This is a genomic window from Gemmata algarum (assembly GCF_034097035.1).
Taxonomy (GTDB): domain Bacteria; phylum Planctomycetota; class Planctomycetia; order Gemmatales; family Gemmataceae; genus Gemmata; species Gemmata algarum.
In genome coordinates, this window is sequence record NZ_JAXBLV010000056.1 from 43,887 (window position 1) to 60,809 (window position 16,923).

Here is a 16,923-nt window from a genome sequence, read left to right on the forward strand (position 1 = left end):
GGCGCCGCCTCCCGACGTTGGCTCCCGCCGCTCCGAACAATTTCACGTCGCGATTGCCTTGCGAATCAAGCGATCCTGGGCCGCGGCGGGCCGCTCCCCGCGCCGCGGCACGGCCCTCGCTTTGGCTCCCGTCACCCACCCGACAGGAGCACCCGATGCCCCTCTCCGACGAATCCGAGTTGGTCGCCCGTTTGCGGACCGGCGACCACGCCGCTTACGAGCGCCTGTTCCGCACGCACGCCGGCGCGATGACGTCCGTCGCGCGGCGGTTCTTCGGTGCCACCGATGCGGCCGAAGCCGTTCAGGACGCGTTCGTGTCGGCGTTCCGGGCGATGCCCGCGTTCGACGGCGCCGCGAGGCTCGGCACCTGGCTGCACCGCATCACCGTGAACGCGTGCCTCCTCAAGCTCCGCGCCCGCAAGCGGTCGCGCCTGGTGCCGCTGGAAGGCGACGCGCCCACGGCCGGCGCGGGCGGCGACACCGCGTTGTCACAGGCGGAGACGTGCGCCCGCGTGCGGGAGGGCGTGGAACAGCTCCCGGAGGCGTACCGCACCGTGATCCGGCTCCGCGACCTCGAAGGGCTGAGCACCGAGGAGACGGCCGTTCAGCTCGGCACGAACTGCGGCGCGGTGAAGACCCGCCTGCACCGCGCCCGGCAGGCCCTCAAAACGATTCTCGAGCCGCAGTTCGCCAACGCGGTGTGATCGCCTTCATTTGCGGAGTTGAATCGTGACGCCGCGACGCTGGCGTCGCACGGGACCGGGCCGTGTACGTCCCTACGGGGCACCGCCAATTGGTCAGTCAAGAAACAGAGCCGCTCCGCCGCCGGCGTATTGTGGGGGCAAGCGGCTCACTCCGCCACCTCGGCAAGCACCGAAAGTTCAACGACTTTGTCTTGTGCCGAATTTGTGTACAGCACAATTTTCCCCACGAAGTGGCCGCAGCGTTTAAAGGCACAGGCCACCTTCAGAGTACACGTCTGACCCGGGGCCAGTGTTAGGGGGAACTCGCCTGCCAGTTCGGCACACCCTTCCACTTTGCAACACCCCTGTCCCCCAAGAACGATAAGGTCCGTGGCGCCGCCGTTGGTGAGGTCGAACCGGGCTACGGCTGCGGACCCGACCGACACGCGCCCCAAGTTTGTTGACCGGTTAATCGTAACCTGATCGCCAACGGGCGGCGGCGGACGGTACCGCGCGTGCGAGTCGCATCCGGCGAGTGCGCCGGCACCACACAACACCAACGCTGCCACAATACGCATGTCATCGACCTCCGCCGGGCGAGTGCATCGGGTTACGCGGTTCGCCGCTTCCGGTAAACGGCGGTGGCAGCGAGGCACAGCCCCACGACGCTAAAAGCGGCCAGCCCGAGCCAGCCCCAGCCCCAGCCCCGACTGGGAGGTGGGGTGGGAGGGGGTTGGCCGCCGGCTTGGTCATCACCCGGGGCGCCGATCTCGGGCAACCCGTAGGCGGGCAGTGTGTACGATTCGTCGGGGGACGGCTCTTGCGAGATTGATTTAATCGTAAACGTTTTAATTAGCTCGCGGGACGGCAGCTTACTGTTCACGGACACGCGCTCCCAGGCGAGTGGGGAGGGATCGGTCCCGGCGTACTGGATCTTTGCCTCGTCGCTCACCCCGCTCACACCGGGACGGCGGATAACCCGCCGGAGCATGGCCCACCCCCGCCCCGGGTCGTACACCGCTTCGCCACGGAGGGCGGTGCGGTTGGGGTCCGCCGGCAAGGTGAAATCGAACGTCGCCCGCACGAGTTCGCGCCCGTCCTCGCGGACGGCGTCCGCTTGGAGCAGCGTGACGAAGGGCTGGTCGAACCACTCGTCCATGCGAACGCCGGCGTAGAACCGGTGCGGCGCGATCAGCCAGCCGTGCTCCATCTCGACGCCCTGGCGCGAGCGCTCCGTCTCCGCCGCGCTGACGGCCAAGTTGCTGAGCGCCCAGTTCTTGGTCGTCAACTGGGGTTTAGTAACGACGAACGAGTACGCGGGATTGATGACGAGGGCGAAGTGCGCCACGCTTTGCTTGTCCGGCAACTCCTGCCGGTGCGTCTCGAAGGCGAGTCGGTCCGGCCGCCGGCGCACCACGACTTCGACGCCGTGGTGGCGCGCGGGCTGTTTCGCCTCGCCCGTCTTCTGCACCTCGTCCGTAACCCGGCCGGCCCACGAACGGGTGGCCGCCGACTCTTCGAGCGCACGCCACGCCGACCGGCCCTCGACCTTGAGCCGGGTCAACGTCGCATCGTCGGCCCAACTCCAGCCGGGCGATGTGAGTAGTAGAGCCATCGCCACACACCGAGTAACCAGCCACATGGGCGCCCCTCCATCTCGCGAGCGTGCGGATCGGACATCGCAGTCGGTCCACCGGCCACGTGCGACGCCCGCCGCATCGCGCCCGGTGGGATCCGACAGTCAGAACACGTACAGCGGACCGGAGCAGGGGATCACAGTCACACAACCGCTACACGTGGCCTTGCGCCCCGGCCGATGCGCCGGGTGATCGCAACCGGATCACCGGCCCCGACGGTGCCGCCATCGGCCGACGCAAGCATGCCGCACACGGTCCGGCCGGCCACGGCAAGGGCCATCGCCTCCCAGGCAGACCGCCCGCCTGGTATTGTGCCACCCGGTAAACCGAACAGGATTGCATGCCGACGACTCGCCTATCAAATCGACCTGACATTTGAGCTGTCGGCAAATATACTAAAATCTGACAATCTTTACTGTTGAAGATGCTAATTATGCAGGGGGTGCCGAGCAAGCATATTCTGCGATATTCTTTTTGCCCCGGCGCGGTCATTCGCGGCGGGTGTCGATGCCCGCGCACGGCACGCCGCATTGACCGACGATGAGGCCTACCACGAACCGGTGCGCGGCGTGCAGTCCGGGCGCGGCGGCGTGCCGGTGAACCGCTCCGCGGTGTGGCAATCTTGGCCGCTCGAAGAGGTCACGGCAGACCACCGCGAGAAGATGGCGGAGAAGTCGCGAGAGATGTGGCAATCTTGGCCGCTCGAAGAGGTCACGGCAGCGGAGGCACGCTTCCACTTGGACACGAGCACTCGCGGCACGTCTTTACGACGGGGCGCGGGTCGGTGCGGACCGACAAGTCGTGTCGCTGCGAATAACTCTGGCGACGTGATGCTCGGCGCGGCGAATCCGCAGCGGCCCCATTCGAACCAGCATTTTGATATTTTACAACGCTGCCGGCTGCACCTTGTGAGTGAACGAACTCAAGGGGCGGCGATTGTACCGAACGGCATTTGAATGGCTACGAACGCAATCAGCTTCATCCCGCGGCCACTGCGACGGGCCTCGGCTACTCGCGCGGCTTGGTCTTGCCGGGCTTGTTGGGTTTGATGATCGCACTCGGTGGCGGTTTGGGGGCTGCGGCGGGCTTTGAACTGTTCACGAGAGCGGGCAGTTCGGTCCCGGACGCCGCCACCGACGCCCGGAGCTTTTTCCGCGCCCGCGACAGCACCGCCCCAATGGTGTTAACCGGGACATCAGTTTCCGTGCTGATCTCCTCGTAGGTTCGCCCTTCCAGGTAGTAGAGGCGGACGACCTCGCGCTCCGGCCCGGAGAGGCGCTTAAGCAGCTTTTCCACCTCTTCCAGACTTTCCATCCCCTTCTGGGCAACCGGTGCGTCATCCGGTTCCGGTTCCGGCAGGCGCGACTCGCCCCGGCGGATCGCCTCCTTCACCTTCTGCCGACGGACCAGCTCGTGAATGCAGATGCGGCGGGTGATGACGGTGAGGTAGGTCGCGAGGCTGGACTGCTTGCGGAACTCGCGCAGCACCTTGAAGTTGTTCGCGACGATCTGGAGGAGCACCTCGGCGGCGATGTCCTCGACGTCTTCTGGGCCGACGCGGGCACTGCGGAGGTGCGCGGTGTACCCGATGGTGTGGTAGATGAGGCTGAGGAACCGGTCCACGAAATCGTTCCACGACCCGGGGTCGCGGTTCAGGCACCGCTTGAGCAGGTCGCGATCAACCGCGGTGAACGGTGTGTCGTCTTCCACAGCCGACGTGCCTCGGGGGGCCATTGAGCGGCGCATCCAACGGTATAAGCCTAGCCGGTATGTGAACCTTACACAACCGGTCGGTGCGTTTCCTCCCGCGCCCCCATTCTACCCCGTACCGGCACGACCTGCATAACCGAATCACATCTCGCCGCACACAGGACCGGGTTCGCGTCTGGTTGCGGTGGGAGCACCTTGCCGGTTGCCAAGTGGGTCCGGACGTTCGCCCGAGCGAGAGGACGATCCGTGGTAACGCGCGCAGCCAGTCGAGCAGCAGGATATTACGGCGGCGCGCAGGATACGCATTAACGCCAGCGGTCCGGCCCTTATTGCCTGTGATATCCAGCGCTTCAGCCCTGCTTATCTTTCGCGCTGCCGTAATAACGCGAGCCGAATAAAGCACCCGGCCGCGGTGCGTGACGACGACCGGCGCCCGGTTCTCTCTTCCGCCGGTGAACCGCTGCTGAGTTCCAAACCCGGCACGACACCCGGCGAATCGCTCCAGCCGCTACCGTCATTGTCACGCCTCCAACCGGCGCGGTACAACACTCCTCTCGAACGGAGCCCTCAATCAACTCACGGAGGGGAGACGATGCTCTGCCCGCGGTGCTACGGGAAACACGTTGTTCTGTTGAGCGCCTCCTGGGTGCCCTGCCCCGAGTGCGCGGGGGCCGGCGAGTTGCACTGCTGCGACGGCCTTCGTGAGCAAGGCGACTGCGCGCCGCCGCTGCGAGCCGAACCGCGAACCGTTTCTGCCCCCGCTCTGCCCGCGTCGCGTGCGGGCGTGTAACGGCGCCGGCCGTGCGCTTGCCTGTGCCCCTCGCGCTCCGCTACGCTGGATGGCGGAACGTCGCTCCCCGTCGCCGCGAGGGCACCATGCGGTCCGCACTCCTCCTCTGTGTCGCGCTCGGCGCGGTTGCGGGGGCCGCCCCGGTGCAACCGGTCGGCCCGCGCGACATCCCCCGGCTGATCGACGCGCTCGGCAGCGAGGACTTCGCCGAGCGCGAGGCCGCCACCAAGCGCCTCGACGAACTGGGCGCGCTCGCGCTCGCCGGGCTCCGCGCCGCGACCCGGTCCGAGAACCCGGAGGTGGCAGACCGCGCGAAAGATCTGGTAAAGAGGATCGAGCGCCGGGCCGCGAACGACCGCCTGCTCGCGCCGACAACCGTCGAACTCGACGCGACCGACGCGCCGCTCGACACGGTCCTGGCCGCGCTGTCCAAACAGGCCGGGTGCGAGGTGGTCGTCGGCGGACCGCGGGCCAACGACACCGCGGGCGCCAAGGTCACCGTCGCGACGGGCAAGGTGCCGTTCTGGGTCGCGGTGCAGAAGGTGTGCGCCGCCGGCCGGCTGCGGGTGGCGAGCGCGGGCGGCTTCGTCGCCCCCGGGGCCATGCCGTACAACGTGCGCCCGGGGAAGTTGCCGGACGGCACGCCCGTCCGCACCGCACGGAACCCGAACAACACGGTGGTGCTCGAAGCGCACGACGGCAAGCCGTTTCCGGCGTCCGTTCACGGCGCGGTCATGGTCGAGGCGTTCGAGCTGCCGAAGGGGACCGAGTCGCGCGCCGTCGCCGCAACGGTGCTCCAGGTGTGGCCCGAGCCGAAGCTGTTGTGGCAGTCCAACGCCGACGTAAAGGTCGCCCACGCCGCGGACGCCGAAAAGCGGAAGGTGATCCCGGACTTCACCCCGGCGGCCGTGCCCCAGGTCCAGCGGCTGCGCGGCGGCGGGGTCGTGGTCGTGCGCAACCCGGACGGGTCGGTCACGGTGGTCAACCCGAACGCGCAGAACCCGCTCGAGGTCGGGCCGAACTTCACGCCCAACGCCCGCCAGTCGCTGGTCAAGTTGAAGACCAACGCGAGTTCCGCGAGCGAGCTGACCGGGTCGGTGTACGGCCTCACGCGCTCGGGCGTGGAGGCGCTGGCCGCGGTCGCGCTCGACGGCGACAAGACCGTCACCGGGCGCGGGGTTTCGGGCGTCGCCCTGACGGCCACCCCGCGCACCGACGCGAAAGGCAAACGGTTCGTGGACGTGAGCACGGCATACGAGCCGCTCCGGGTGCAGCCCGCCCGCGTAAGCGACGAACTGCCCGGCGCGAAGCTCAACGCGGCCGGAAGCAACTCCAGCGTTCTGGGCGTGCGCGTCACCGACGCCGACGGCAACGTGTTCGACCTCGCGCTGCCGAGCCAGCAGAGCGGCTTCGACCCGTCCGGGCGACAGATCATCGCCCGGTTGACGCTCGAACTGCTCGACGGCAAGGGCGCGCCCCGCGCCCCCGCCACGGTCACCTTCTGGGGGACCTATACGCGGTCGGTGGAGGTGCCGTTCGTATTAAAGGATGTGCCGCTCGCTGGCGGGTCGAAGTAGTGCGCGGCGTCGCGCCGCGGGCCGCGAGCGGGGGCGCCGGCCGCTCGTAACACGGAACCGAAACGTGGAACTCGGAACCTGGCTGCTGGCGCTCGGGACGCACCCGGCGGTGCTGCTCGCGGCGGGCGGCGGCGCCGGAGCGAACGCCCGCTACTGGCTCGGGCTGTACGTCCGCACGCTGCAAGGCGAGGCGGCGTTCCCGTGGGCCACGTTCGCCATCAACGCTTCAGGGTCGGCGATCCTCGGGCTCGTCGCGGCGGCGTTCCTGAACCACCCGGACGAGTCGCGGAAGAGCTGGTACCTGTTCCTGGGCACCGGGTTCTGCGGTGGGTTCACCACGTTCTCGACGTTCAGCCTCGAAACGCTCCAGCTCCTGCGCGCCGACCGCCCGGCGACGGCTGCGGTGTACGTGCTGGGCTCGGTCGCGGCCGGGCTGTTCGGCGTGTGGCTCGCGATGCGCCTGGCGGGCGGCCGGGCGTAACAGAACGCCCCCCGGGGCCGCGGCCCCGGGGGCAACGGGCTCAGCGCGAGAAGATCACGGACCCCTGGCCGAGCAGCATTTCCAGCTCCTCGAGCTTCACCGCCGCCGGATTCACCTTGTACTCCTCGCTCATCTTCAACTGGACCTGCTTCCCGTTACCGTCGCGGACGCTCAGGTACACCGGGCACGGCCCCCGGTACCGCTTCAGGATCACGCTGACGGCCTCGAGCTTGCGCAGGTCCTCGTCGGCCTCGGAGTACGCGACCTTCAGCACCAGGCTCTTGGTGAACTCGGTGCGGGCCTCCTCCATCGTGATGAGCTTCTTGACCCCGAAGTCGGGCTCGGCCCGGTCCGGCGCCCAGTTCAGCACCCCCTCGAAGATCGCGACCGTGTCCGAGCTGACCAGCTCGCGGAACCGCGAGTACTCGTCGGACCACATGATGCACCGCACGGACCCGGTGAAGTCCTCGATGCGGAACATGGCGTACTTGCGGCCGATGTTGCGGCCCTTGTTCGCGGTGCGCACGTCGAGGTTGGTGATCATCCCGGCGATGCGCGCCTCGGTGCCGTTCTTCCCGCCCTTCGCGAGCACCCCGCAGTCGTGGGTGCGGAACCGGCGCAACTGCTCGTCGTGCTGCGCGAGCGGGTGGCTCGAGATGTAGAACCCCAGCGCCTCCTTCTCGAACTTCAGGCGCTCGGTCTCGGGCCACTCGGGCACGTCCGTCAGGCCCTGGTTGGTGGGGCCGGCGTCGGCCGCCTCCTCCACGTCGTCGAACAGCCCGGTCTGCCCCTTGCGCTTCTCGGCGGCGCGCTGGTCGGCCACCGCGTACGCCTTCGCCACGGCGGCGAACTGCGCCGACCGCTTCCCGAACACGTCGAACGCCCCGGCCTGGATCATCCCTTCGACTGCCGCCTTGGCGATGATGCGCCGGTCGACCCGCTCGCAGAAGTCGAACAGGTCCTTGAATTTCCCCCCCTCGTTGCGCGCCCGGACGATCTCGAGCGCCGCGCCGCGCCCGACCCCCTTGATGGCCGTCAGGCCGAAGATGATGCGGTTGTTCAGCACGTCGAAGTCGGCCATCCCGCGGTTCACGTCCGGCGGGAGCACGTCGACGCCGAGCCGGCGGGCGTCGGAGATGTGGTCGATGAACACGTCGCGCTTGTTGCCGTCGTCGATCTCGCTCGACAGCAGCGCGGCCATGTACTCGGCGGTGTAGTGCGTCTTCAGGTACGCGGTCTGGTACCCGATCTGCGCGTACGCCGCGGTGTGCGAGTTGTGGACGATCAGCCCGTTCGCGACGAAGTTGTGGTCCTCGTCAACGGTCAGGTCGTAAGTGTCCTGAACCCCGGCGTACTCGATCGAAACGACGCGGTCCCAGAACACGTCCGAATCGGCAGCGGCGTCCGTGCCCCGTGTTCCGGTAACACGAGGCGAGGCGGTTACAAGTTGCGACAGGGAGCCCGCTCCCGGGGGGCTGCTATGAGCTACTTCATCCCACCCCTTCGGAGTGAAGAGGTCATTGCGCGACCGGTCGGCGCGCCGCGCGCTCATCAAGAGCGAGACATCGGCCGTTCCAACGGCATCGCCAATCGCCAGCTCACCTAGGTTCACCCACCCGTAAGGCGTCCAGAACGGGTGGTTGTCGGTCGCGGTGATGCTCTTGCCGAGTTCGGTCGTGAGCCGGTACACGCGCTTGCGCCCGTTCCACACAACGTCGGTCACGGGGCGCGGGCGGAGCTTACTGTCGGCGCCCAGCGCGTGAACGGTGACCGCGCGGCGCGACTCGAACAGTTCGCCCACGGTAACGACTTCGCCCGTTTCAGCGTCCGTCACTTCGGTCCCCGCGACCACACACTTGTTGAAGCCGTACCCGCCGAACTTCACGATCAGCTCGAAGATCTCGTCCGCCTTTTCGGCCTCCAGGCCGCGCTCCTTCGCGCCGGTCACGAAGTCCACTTTGCGGGCGTTGATGATCTCGAAGTTCTTCTTGCTGATGGCCTTGATGCACGCGTACGCTTTCGCGAGCTCGATCCCCCCGAGCTTGTTCAGGATCCGCATGATCTGTTCCTGGTAGACCATCACCGCGAAGGTCTCACTCAGCACCTCTTCCATCACCGGGTGCGGGTAGAACGGCTGCTTCCGCTTGTTCTTGCACTCCACGTACTCGTCCACCATCCCGCCCTCGAGCGGGCCGGGGCGGTACAGCGCCAGCACCGCGATCAGGTCGCGGATGTTGTCCGGCTTCATGCGCTTCAGCAGCTCGCGGATGCCCTCACTTTCGAGCTGGAACACCCCCTTCGCGTCGCCGCGCTGGAGCAACTGGTACGTGGCCTCGTCGTTCAGCGGGAACTTGGTCGGCTCGACCGTGATGCCGCGGGTCTTCTTGATGAGCTTCACGCAGTTGTCGAGGACCGTCAGGTTCCGCAGCCCGAGGAAGTCCATCTTCAGCAGGCCGACCTTCTCCAGGATGCCCATTTCCCACTGGGTGGTCATCGTGGTCGTGTCGTCCGAGCCCTCGTCGCTGCCGCCCTTCTTGGGCGGGCGCTGGACCGGCACGTAGTTCGTGACCGGGCCGTTCGCGATCACCACCCCGGCGGCGTGCTTGCCCACGTTCCGGTTCGCGCCCTCCAGCTTCAGCGCGATGTCCACGACCTGCTTGATGCTCGGGTCCTGGTCGTACTCGCGCTTGAAGTCGGGCGACTCGTCCAGCGCCTCCTGCAAGCTCTTCGAGATGGCGCCCTTCATCGGCACCAGCTTGCACAGCGCGTTCATGCGGTCGGGCGTCTGCCCGAGCACGCGGCCCACGTCCTTGAGCGCGGCCTTCGCGGCCAGCGTCCCGAAGGTGCCGATCTGCGCGACGGACTCCTCCCCGTACTTCTTCTTCACGTAGTCGATGACCAGCTCGCGCCGGTCCTGGCAGAAGTCGATGTCGATGTCGGGCGCTTCCGAGCGGTTCGGGTCGAGGAACCGCTCGAACAGCAGGTCGTACTCGATCGGGCAGACGTGGCTCATGTACAGCAGGTAGCAGACGATCGCCCCGCACCCGGAGCCGCGGGCCGTACAGGGGATGCCCTCCTCGCGCGCGAACCGGACGAAGTCCCACACGATGAGGAAGTAGCTCGAGAACCCCATCCGCGCGATGATGCCCAGCTCGTGGTCGAGGCGCTTGCGCACGGCCTCGGACGCCTTCCCCTCGTACCGCTCCTCCATGCCCCGCTCGCACAGCTCGCGCAGGTACTGCTCGGGGGTGCGCCCCTCCGGGGTGGTGAACACCGGGAAGTGCCGCTTCTTGAAGTCCAGGTCGATGTTAACCTTGTCGGCGATCTCCTGGCTGCGCGCGACCGCGTCCTGGTAGTTGGGGAACAGCCGGTACATGTCCTCGGGGCTGCGGACGAAGTACGGGTTGGGCATCCGCTCTTCGGGGTACTTCTTCTTCCGCGGGTCGTGCATCTGCCGCGTGTTGATGCAGAACAGGATGTCGTGCGCCTGGGCGTCCTCGGCGCACAGGTAGTGCGCGTCGGCGGTGGCCACCAGCGGGACGCCGAGCCGGTTCGCGATGTCCGCGGCCACGGGCGTGCACTGGTCCTGGAGCCCGATCCCGTTGTTCTGGATCTCGATGAAGTAGTTCTCGCCGAACACCTTGCGGAACCACTTGGCCGTCTTCTCCGCCTCCTGCGGCTTGTCCTTGATGATGTACTGGTTGAACTCGCCGGCCAGGCACCCGCTGAGGCAGATGAGCCCGTCCTTGTGGGCCTCCAGGATCTGGCGGTCGATGCGCGGGTTGCGGTAGAACCCTTCCAGGTACGCGCTGCTGGACAGCTTGATGAGGTTTTTGAACCCGGTCTCGTTCTGGGCCAGCAGCGTAAGGTGGGTCGAGAACCCGAGTTCGCCCTTGCTGTCGCGGTCGAGGCGCGAGCCGGGGGCCAGGTACGCCTCGTACCCGATAATGGGCTTGATGCCGCCCTTCTTGCACTCCATGTAGAATTCGATGGCGCCGTACAGGTTCCCGTGGTCGGTGATCGCGACCGCGTTCATGCCCAGCTCTTTGGTCTGCTTCACCAGCGGCTGAATGCGGTTGAACCCGTCCAGCAGGCTGTAGTGGGTGTGCAGGTGCAGGTGGCAGAAGCACTTCGCCATGCGTGGTTACCGTCGCGGTGAGGGCGTGAACATTCGAACAAGACCGGTTACACTGTGGTTATACCCCCGGCGCGCGCGGGACGGAAGGTGAGCTAGCGGGCGCCGGTGCGAGGAGAACGAACGATGCTTCAGCTCACGCGCCCGGCGCTGGGTGGCGCCCTGGCGCTCGCGGCGTGCGTTGTGTCGGGGTGTGCGGACGCGCCGGAGTTCGTCTCGACGGCGGACAAGTTCAAGGTGAAGTTCGGGACCGCCCCGCAGACGAGCGACCGGGTGGTTGGCGGCACGCGGTCGGTGACGTACAAGGTCGAGACGTCGGACGGCGCCCGCTCGGTCACGGTCACGGAACTGCCGGTGAAGGGCGACGAGCCGCCGGAATTCGTCCCCTGGGTGCTGAACTCGGCGAAAGGCGACCTGATCCGCGCCGCGGGCGGCAAAGAGGAGTCGAGCGGCTCGCACGTTCTGGCCGGTAAGTACGCCGGGCGCGAGTTCTCGGCGTCGATCACGCAGCCCACGCGGGGGGCGATGCGGGCGCGGATCTGGGTTGTCGGCCCGCGACTGTATCAGGTGATGGTGATCGGCACCGACACCTACGTACAGTCCGACCTCGCGAACGAGTTTCTGAACTCGTTTCAGCTCACGGAGTAGGTGCGCGAAAGCGAGCCTCAACCAAGAACACGAGGCGGTATCAAACGCATTCGGCGCCGTGCGGCTACGGCCCACCCGAGCGAGACCGCAGCACCAAAGCTCAACGGAGAAGCGAGAAGATTTTGACAGGATCAACAGGATAAACAGGGTCGAAGACCGATCAATTTTAAATCTTGTTGATCCTGTCGATCCTGTCAAAACTAGCTTTCGTAAGCACGGAACCGACATGGGTCTGCGCGACATCATCCGTGTTGCGCTGGCCTCTGTGAGGCCAGCTACAGAAATATAGCGCAACCAAGGTGGCGCATCAGTCGCGGCGCCAGGGGATCTCGCGCATCTCGCGCCGCTCCTTGTTGCGGCGGCTGATGCCAGGGGTGTACGGCGGGCGCGCCGGCGGCGCCGGGGTCTTCACGAAGAACGCCTTGATCTTCTCGGACAGCCGGTCGAGCGCGTCCGGCGGCTGGACCGGTTGACCGTCCGGGCCGACGAGGGGCGCCACCAGGTCGTTCGGGCTGAAGCTGCTCCCCTTGAAGGCGTCGTAGGGGTGGTTCGGGTCGTACGGCCGCTGCTGAGCGTTGCCGGTAATCGCCTGACCGACGGGCGGCGCCACCTGGGGCAACCGGTTACCAACCGGGTTCACGTTTCCGCTGTACGAGCCGACCACCTGACCCGGCGTCGAGAAGCCGGTCGCGCTGTTCTGAGCTATGGTGCGCCCGGTCACCGCCACCGCGCACAACACACCCGCCGCGAGCACAATGCGCCGCATGACACGCCCCCCCCGAGCTATTCGGCCCCGATGCCGGCGGATATGCCGTCATGTGTCTCCCGCGTCAAGGGTCTACCGGGTGATTCTTCGCGCGGGTGCTAACGGAACTTACGCATCTCGCCCTGGCCGCCGAAATCGTTGTGAGCCCTCAACCTGGCGGACGCGCTCCAGGACGCCGGGTGTGACTCCGACGACATCCTGAACCACTGCCGCAGCGACGGAGTACACGTGCGCGGGTGCTGGGTGGTAGACTTGGTACTGGGCAAGGAGTGACGCCACGAGCGTCCCGCTCCCGCAACGCGACCTTCCCCGATTCTCCGCGAGCAACACATATGACCGACCGGCTCCCGATGCTCCTCGCGTGGCTGCTCGTCGCCTCCCCCGTCTTTGCTCAACCGCCCGCCGATACCCCGCGCAAAGCGGACGCCCCGGTAAAGCCGCTCGCGGTCGGCGAGGCACGTCACGAGCCCGTCGCACCGAAGCCCGGGGTGCCGGTGTTGGTGACCGCGAAGCTGCCGGCCGACGTGATGAAGGTCACCCTGAAGCTGCAAACGGTCGCGCCGGGGAAGTACGTCCGCAAGGCCGACGCCGAGTACGAGAAGGACTGGACCGACCTCCCGATGCGGGACGACGGCAAGGAGGGCGACGAGAAGGCCGGCGACGGCGTGTTCAGCGTTCGGGTGCCGGCGACGTATCAGAAGCACCGGTGGCTGCTCCGCTACCGGGTCACCGCGACCGACGGGGCGGGCAAGGCCGTGCGGTTCCCGGCGGCCGACGACACCTGCCCCAACTTCGCGTGGTGGTGCAACGCCGGCCCCGCGACCTGGACCGGCTCGCGCGAGCCCGGAAAGGTGCTGCCGCTGGCGTTCTCGGCGGCGTTCCTCGGCACGCTTCAGCCCTTACACCTGCTCGCGCGGGCGGACGACGTCGCAAAAAGCCAGTGGGACGGGAACTTCCACAAGCAGAAGCAGCAGGGCACGGTCGTCTACCGCGGAATCGTGTACGACCACATCCAGTACAGCAACCGCGGCCAGGGGAGCGCCCACATCGCCGGCAAGAACAAGTGGGCGCTGAAGTTCGCCCGCGGGCACGACGTGCCGATGGTCGATCACGACGGCGTCCCGTTCCCGGTCCCGTGTGACAGCCTCGACCTGAACCCGGGCGGGTTCACGCCGTACCTGCCGGTCCACCGCGGCATCACCGGGCTGGACGAGGTGCTGTGCATGCGCTCGTACCGGCTCGCCGGCGTCCCCAGCCCGCAGGCGACGTGGGTGCAGTGGCGTGTGGTCACCGGGGCCGACGAGGTGGCCGCGAAGGACCAGTACGCGGGCGACCTGTGGGGCGTCTACATCGCGCTCGGCGAAATGAACCCCAAGCTGCTCGCCGACCGGCCGCTGGCGGACGGGTTGACGGTCAGCATCCAGAGCGGGATCAAACACACCCCCAAGGGCATGACGGACGCCCAGAAGGAGTGGGACAAGTTCCTCAACGGGATGCGGTCCAACCCCAAAGAGGACTGGTGGCGCCAGAACCTCGACCTGCCGACGTACTTCAGCTTCCACGCGCTGAACCGCCTGCTCGGCAACGTGGACCTGCGGCCCGACGGCAACCACGGGTACTACCGCCGCCCGGACGGGCGCTGGGCGCCGATCCCGTGGGACATGGACATGACGTTCGTGCCGCGGCACCACCAGCCGGGCTACATCGACGCGGCGAACTGCCTCCAGCACCCCGTGATCGCGCTGGAGTACCGCAACCGGGCGCGCGAGGTGCTCGACCTGTTCGCGGCCGACGGCACCGACCGCGGCGGGCAGGTCGGCCAGTTGGTGTCCGACCTCGGTTCGGCGCTGACGCCGAAAGGGTTCCGTGTGGACTGGCCGCGGTTGGACGAGGCCCGCTGGAACCACCACCCGCGAATCAACCCGAAGGGCGCGTACTTCGTCAACCCGGCCACCGGCGACCACTTCGGCGGCGCGTGGAAGCGGACGCTGGCGACCGCCGATTTCGCCGGGTTCCGCAAGTACCTGATCGAGTTCTGTACTGACTCGCGCCCGGTCAAGAACTACGCCCCCAACGACGGCGACCAGCGCGGCTACGGCTGGGGCTACCTGGCGCACGAGGCGAAAGACGACAAGATCCCGGCGAAACCGACGGTCACGCGCCCCAAGGCCAACGGTTACACGTTCGAGGCCGCGGCGTTCACATCACCCGCCGGGGCCAAGTCCGCGGCGCTGGAGTGGCGGGTGGGGCGGGTCGGCCAGAAGGGCTGGTACGAACTGGCGGACCACTGGCGGAAGGACGTGGCGGAGGGGCGGTCGGTGGAGATCCCGCGCGAGGTGTTCGCGGAGAAGGGCGAGTACCGGGTCCGCGCCCGCTGGCGCGACGCCACGGGTCGCTGCGGGAACTGGAGCGCGCCGGTCGCCGTCAGTGTGAAGTGATGCGACGCCGAAAGGCAGCGAGGGCAGCCGATGACCGAAGCGGAGTGGCAAACCGCCACTGTTCTCAACGGCATGGTTGATTGCGCTCGGCTCACGGCGAGCGAACGGAAATTTCGTCTTTTCGGATGTGCTTGCTGCTGGCGATTGAAGGATGATCTGCCGTACGGATGTGCGGAGAGAATTGCCGCCGCAGAGCAGCTTGCAGACGGGGACGTTTCGGAAGCGGAATATTTGGCTCGCTTTGCCGTAGCGAGTCAGGGAAGGCTGGAATCCGGATCGGTTCGCGGAGCAGGGCGATTGGCAGTCCATTCGCTGCTCAACTCGACAGCCGCTGGTGTAAAGCAAACCGGCCTTGCGACCGCCAGCGCGCGAGCCCTAATTCAATGCAAGTGGCAGTTCGGCAAGAGTTATCACACCGGACAACACAGTATCCGTTTTGGGAACCTCCTCGCGCACGAACAGGCACAACAGTGTGTCCTTTTCCGTGACATCTTCGGCAACCCGTTCCGCCCTGTTACCTTCTCCCCGGAGTGGCGTACCGACACCACTGCCGCACTGGCGGCGCAGATGTACGAGTCGCGTGACTTCGGCGCGATGCCGGTCCTGGCGGACGCGCTCCAAGACGCGGGCTGCGACTCTGACGACATCCTGAACCACTGCCGCGGGCCGGGGCCGCACGTCCGCGGGTGCTGGGTGGTGGACCTGGTGCTGGAGAAAGGGTAACGGCTCGTTCAGTGTGTATGGCGTAATGCGACGCCGAAAGGCAGCGAGGGCCGTCGATGACCGAAGCGGAGTGGCTGGCATGCGAAGATCCGGCCGAGGTGTTGGAGGCCCTCGGCACCCGCGCGAGTGCCCGGAAGCTGCGCCTCTTCGCCTGCGCGTTAGCTCGCACCCTTCAAGTGCGACCGACCGATCCGCGGTTGCGGGCGGCGGTCGATGCGGCCGAGCAAGACGCCGACGGACTGCTGGAACGATCCCAGCGTGAGCAGGCGTTTTATGACGCACGGGTTGCGATGTGGGAACTCTCCGGCCGGTTGCAAGTCGAGCCCTTGCTGGCCGGGCGCATGTCGCAGAGCATCGCAGACGCGCCGGAGTTTCAAACCGCGTTCTACGCCATCTTCGCACTGGACGGGGAAACAGAGAATATCGATCAGCACTTGGCCATCACCGAACTCGGTGTGTTCCCACCGACGACCATCATTGCGATCGCCCGTGACATCTTCGGCAACCCGTTCCGCCCTGTTACCTTTTTCCCTGAGTGGCGTACCGACACCGCGGTCGCACTGGCGGGGCAGATGTACGAGTCGCGCGACTTCAGCGCGATGCCGGTTCTGGCGGACGCGCTTCAGGACGCCGGGTGTGACTCCGCCGACATCCTGAACCACTGCCGCGGGCCGGGGCCGCACGTCCGCGGGTGCTGGGTGGTGGACCTGGTGCTGGGGAAAACGTAACAGCTCATTCAGGTCAGACCCGCTGGCGCGCGTCCTCGGACGATTCCGACATCCATCACTACCGGGTTCCGCACCCGGTTCACCACCTCACACCACGAACGACCACTGCCTGCCATCAGCCGGATGTCCTCATCCGGTTCGGAACCGGCGTTTTGATTTTGTGAGACCGGCCTGTCAGTGGATGCAGGCGCTGCCGGTTTGAAAGACGGCGCCTTCCGCGATCGCTTGTGGAGCGGGTCGGAAATACGCCCGAGCGACTGATGGGGCACCGAGTGGACATCTGCTGGCATCGGCCTGGTCGGGAGCTGGCGATTCGCTGGCGGGTTGCTACCCACGAATCACACGCCGCAAGCACTTCCAGTGCGGTTGCCGGTCCACCGTAAACGGGTTGCAGATGTTTGATGTTTGTTGTTGTAAACTGCTTGCCGAGTGTGATTTATGGCAAGATCGCAACTCGCGGACGAAACGGCTCTCACAAGGGCGCGGGTGGTTTACCGGCCCGAACCGGCACAGGCCCGGTACCGAAAACAGCCGCACAGGATGAAATGCGCGTGCGAAAAGTGCCACGAGCCGTTCTCATCTTCCACGTTCTGGACACAGAACGACG

13 protein-coding genes are annotated in these 16,923 nt (G+C 66.8%); 8 read left to right on the forward strand and 5 right to left on the reverse strand.

Annotation, left to right across the window (positions count from 1 at the left end; all coding sequences use genetic code 11):
* Window positions 1–155 precede the first annotated feature (155 nt).
* A complete protein-coding gene (locus R5W23_RS06590; protein WP_320685650.1) occupies window positions 156–704 on the forward strand; it encodes an RNA polymerase sigma factor in 549 nt (182 codons plus the stop codon).
* A gap of 146 nt (window positions 705–850) precedes the next feature.
* Here R5W23_RS06590 and R5W23_RS32590 read toward each other — a convergent pair whose 3' ends face one another.
* Together R5W23_RS32590 and R5W23_RS06595 are read right to left on the reverse strand one after the other, a co-directional pair.
* Window positions 851–1,261, reverse strand: a complete 411-nt coding sequence (locus R5W23_RS32590; RefSeq protein WP_407936106.1) for a DUF1573 domain-containing protein — start codon at window positions 1,259–1,261, stop codon at window positions 851–853.
* 32 nt (window positions 1,262–1,293) lie between these two features.
* A complete protein-coding gene (locus tag R5W23_RS06595) occupies window positions 1,294–2,325 on the reverse strand; it encodes a hypothetical protein (RefSeq protein ID WP_320685651.1) in 1,032 nt (343 codons plus the stop codon).
* A gap of 525 nt (window positions 2,326–2,850) precedes the next feature.
* Between R5W23_RS06595 and R5W23_RS06600 the strand changes: the two genes are divergently transcribed.
* On the forward strand, window positions 2,851–3,276 hold the full coding sequence (locus R5W23_RS06600; RefSeq protein WP_320685652.1) for a hypothetical protein: 426 nt from the start codon (window positions 2,851–2,853) through the stop codon (window positions 3,274–3,276).
* A 52-nt stretch (window positions 3,277–3,328) separates the two neighbouring features.
* On the opposite strand, the gene R5W23_RS06605 is transcribed toward R5W23_RS06600, so the two are convergent.
* The gene (locus R5W23_RS06605; RefSeq protein WP_320685653.1) at window positions 3,329–4,030 is read right to left on the reverse strand and encodes an RNA polymerase sigma factor; all 702 of its coding nucleotides are present in this window, start codon (window positions 4,028–4,030) and stop codon (window positions 3,329–3,331) included.
* 876 nt (window positions 4,031–4,906) lie between these two features.
* On the opposite strand from R5W23_RS06605, the gene R5W23_RS06610 reads away from it, so the two are divergent.
* Together R5W23_RS06610 and crcB are read left to right on the forward strand one after the other, a co-directional pair.
* Window positions 4,907–6,397: a hypothetical protein gene (locus R5W23_RS06610; RefSeq protein WP_320685654.1), complete on the forward strand. Its 1,491-nt coding sequence runs from the start codon at window positions 4,907–4,909 to the stop codon at window positions 6,395–6,397.
* A gap of 64 nt (window positions 6,398–6,461) precedes the next feature.
* Complete coding sequence (gene crcB / locus R5W23_RS06615) at window positions 6,462–6,878, forward strand: fluoride efflux transporter CrcB (protein WP_320685655.1); 417 nt, start codon at window positions 6,462–6,464, stop codon at window positions 6,876–6,878.
* A 40-nt stretch (window positions 6,879–6,918) separates the two neighbouring features.
* Here crcB and dnaE read toward each other — a convergent pair whose 3' ends face one another.
* On the reverse strand, window positions 6,919–11,016 hold the full coding sequence (dnaE, locus tag R5W23_RS06620; RefSeq protein WP_320685656.1) for a DNA polymerase III subunit alpha: 4,098 nt from the start codon (window positions 11,014–11,016) through the stop codon (window positions 6,919–6,921).
* 123 nt (window positions 11,017–11,139) lie between these two features.
* Here dnaE and R5W23_RS06625 point away from each other — a divergent pair, with 123 nt between their 5' ends.
* Window positions 11,140–11,661 carry a hypothetical protein gene (locus R5W23_RS06625; RefSeq protein WP_320685657.1) on the forward strand — a complete coding sequence of 174 codons (522 nt, stop codon included), beginning with the start codon at window positions 11,140–11,142 and terminating at the stop codon, window positions 11,659–11,661.
* Between the two features lie 307 nt (window positions 11,662–11,968).
* On the opposite strand, the gene R5W23_RS06630 is transcribed toward R5W23_RS06625, so the two are convergent.
* Window positions 11,969–12,427: a hypothetical protein gene (locus tag R5W23_RS06630; RefSeq protein WP_261185532.1), complete on the reverse strand. Its 459-nt coding sequence runs from the start codon at window positions 12,425–12,427 to the stop codon at window positions 11,969–11,971.
* A 332-nt stretch (window positions 12,428–12,759) separates the two neighbouring features.
* Between R5W23_RS06630 and R5W23_RS06635 the strand changes: the two genes are divergently transcribed.
* The 3 genes from R5W23_RS06635 to R5W23_RS06645 are packed head-to-tail and all read left to right on the forward strand — an operon-like array spanning window position 12,760 to window position 16,316.
* On the forward strand, window positions 12,760–14,865 hold the full coding sequence (locus R5W23_RS06635; RefSeq protein WP_320685658.1) for a CotH kinase family protein: 2,106 nt from the start codon (window positions 12,760–12,762) through the stop codon (window positions 14,863–14,865).
* A 30-nt stretch (window positions 14,866–14,895) separates the two neighbouring features.
* The gene (locus R5W23_RS06640; protein ID WP_320685659.1) at window positions 14,896–15,588 is read left to right on the forward strand and encodes a hypothetical protein; all 693 of its coding nucleotides are present in this window, start codon (window positions 14,896–14,898) and stop codon (window positions 15,586–15,588) included.
* Window positions 15,589–15,644: 56 nt separating this feature from the next.
* Entirely contained in the window at window positions 15,645–16,316 is a 672-nt protein-coding gene (locus tag R5W23_RS06645; RefSeq protein WP_320685660.1) for a hypothetical protein, read from the forward strand.
* Window positions 16,317–16,923 lie beyond the last annotated feature (607 nt).

What these genes read in the sequence shown, in the direction of transcription:
- R5W23_RS06590 (WP_320685650.1), top strand. Translation starts at nt 156, where the DNA reads ATGCCCCTCTCCGACGAATCCGAGTTGGTCGCCCGTTTGCGGACCGGC.
- R5W23_RS32590 (WP_407936106.1), bottom strand. Translation starts at nt 1,261, where the DNA reads ATGCGTATTGTGGCAGCGTTGGTGTTGTGTGGTGCCGGCGCACTCGCC.
- R5W23_RS06595 (WP_320685651.1), bottom strand. Translation starts at nt 2,325, where the DNA reads ATGTGGCTGGTTACTCGGTGTGTGGCGATGGCTCTACTACTCACATCG.
- R5W23_RS06610 (WP_320685654.1), top strand. Translation starts at nt 4,907, where the DNA reads ATGCGGTCCGCACTCCTCCTCTGTGTCGCGCTCGGCGCGGTTGCGGGG.
- dnaE (WP_320685656.1), bottom strand. Translation starts at nt 11,016, where the DNA reads ATGGCGAAGTGCTTCTGCCACCTGCACCTGCACACCCACTACAGCCTG.
- R5W23_RS06625 (WP_320685657.1), top strand. Translation starts at nt 11,140, where the DNA reads ATGCTTCAGCTCACGCGCCCGGCGCTGGGTGGCGCCCTGGCGCTCGCG.
- R5W23_RS06630 (WP_261185532.1), bottom strand. Translation starts at nt 12,427, where the DNA reads ATGCGGCGCATTGTGCTCGCGGCGGGTGTGTTGTGCGCGGTGGCGGTG.
- R5W23_RS06635 (WP_320685658.1), top strand. Translation starts at nt 12,760, where the DNA reads ATGACCGACCGGCTCCCGATGCTCCTCGCGTGGCTGCTCGTCGCCTCC.
- R5W23_RS06640 (WP_320685659.1), top strand. Translation starts at nt 14,896, where the DNA reads ATGACCGAAGCGGAGTGGCAAACCGCCACTGTTCTCAACGGCATGGTT.
- R5W23_RS06645 (WP_320685660.1), top strand. Translation starts at nt 15,645, where the DNA reads ATGACCGAAGCGGAGTGGCTGGCATGCGAAGATCCGGCCGAGGTGTTG.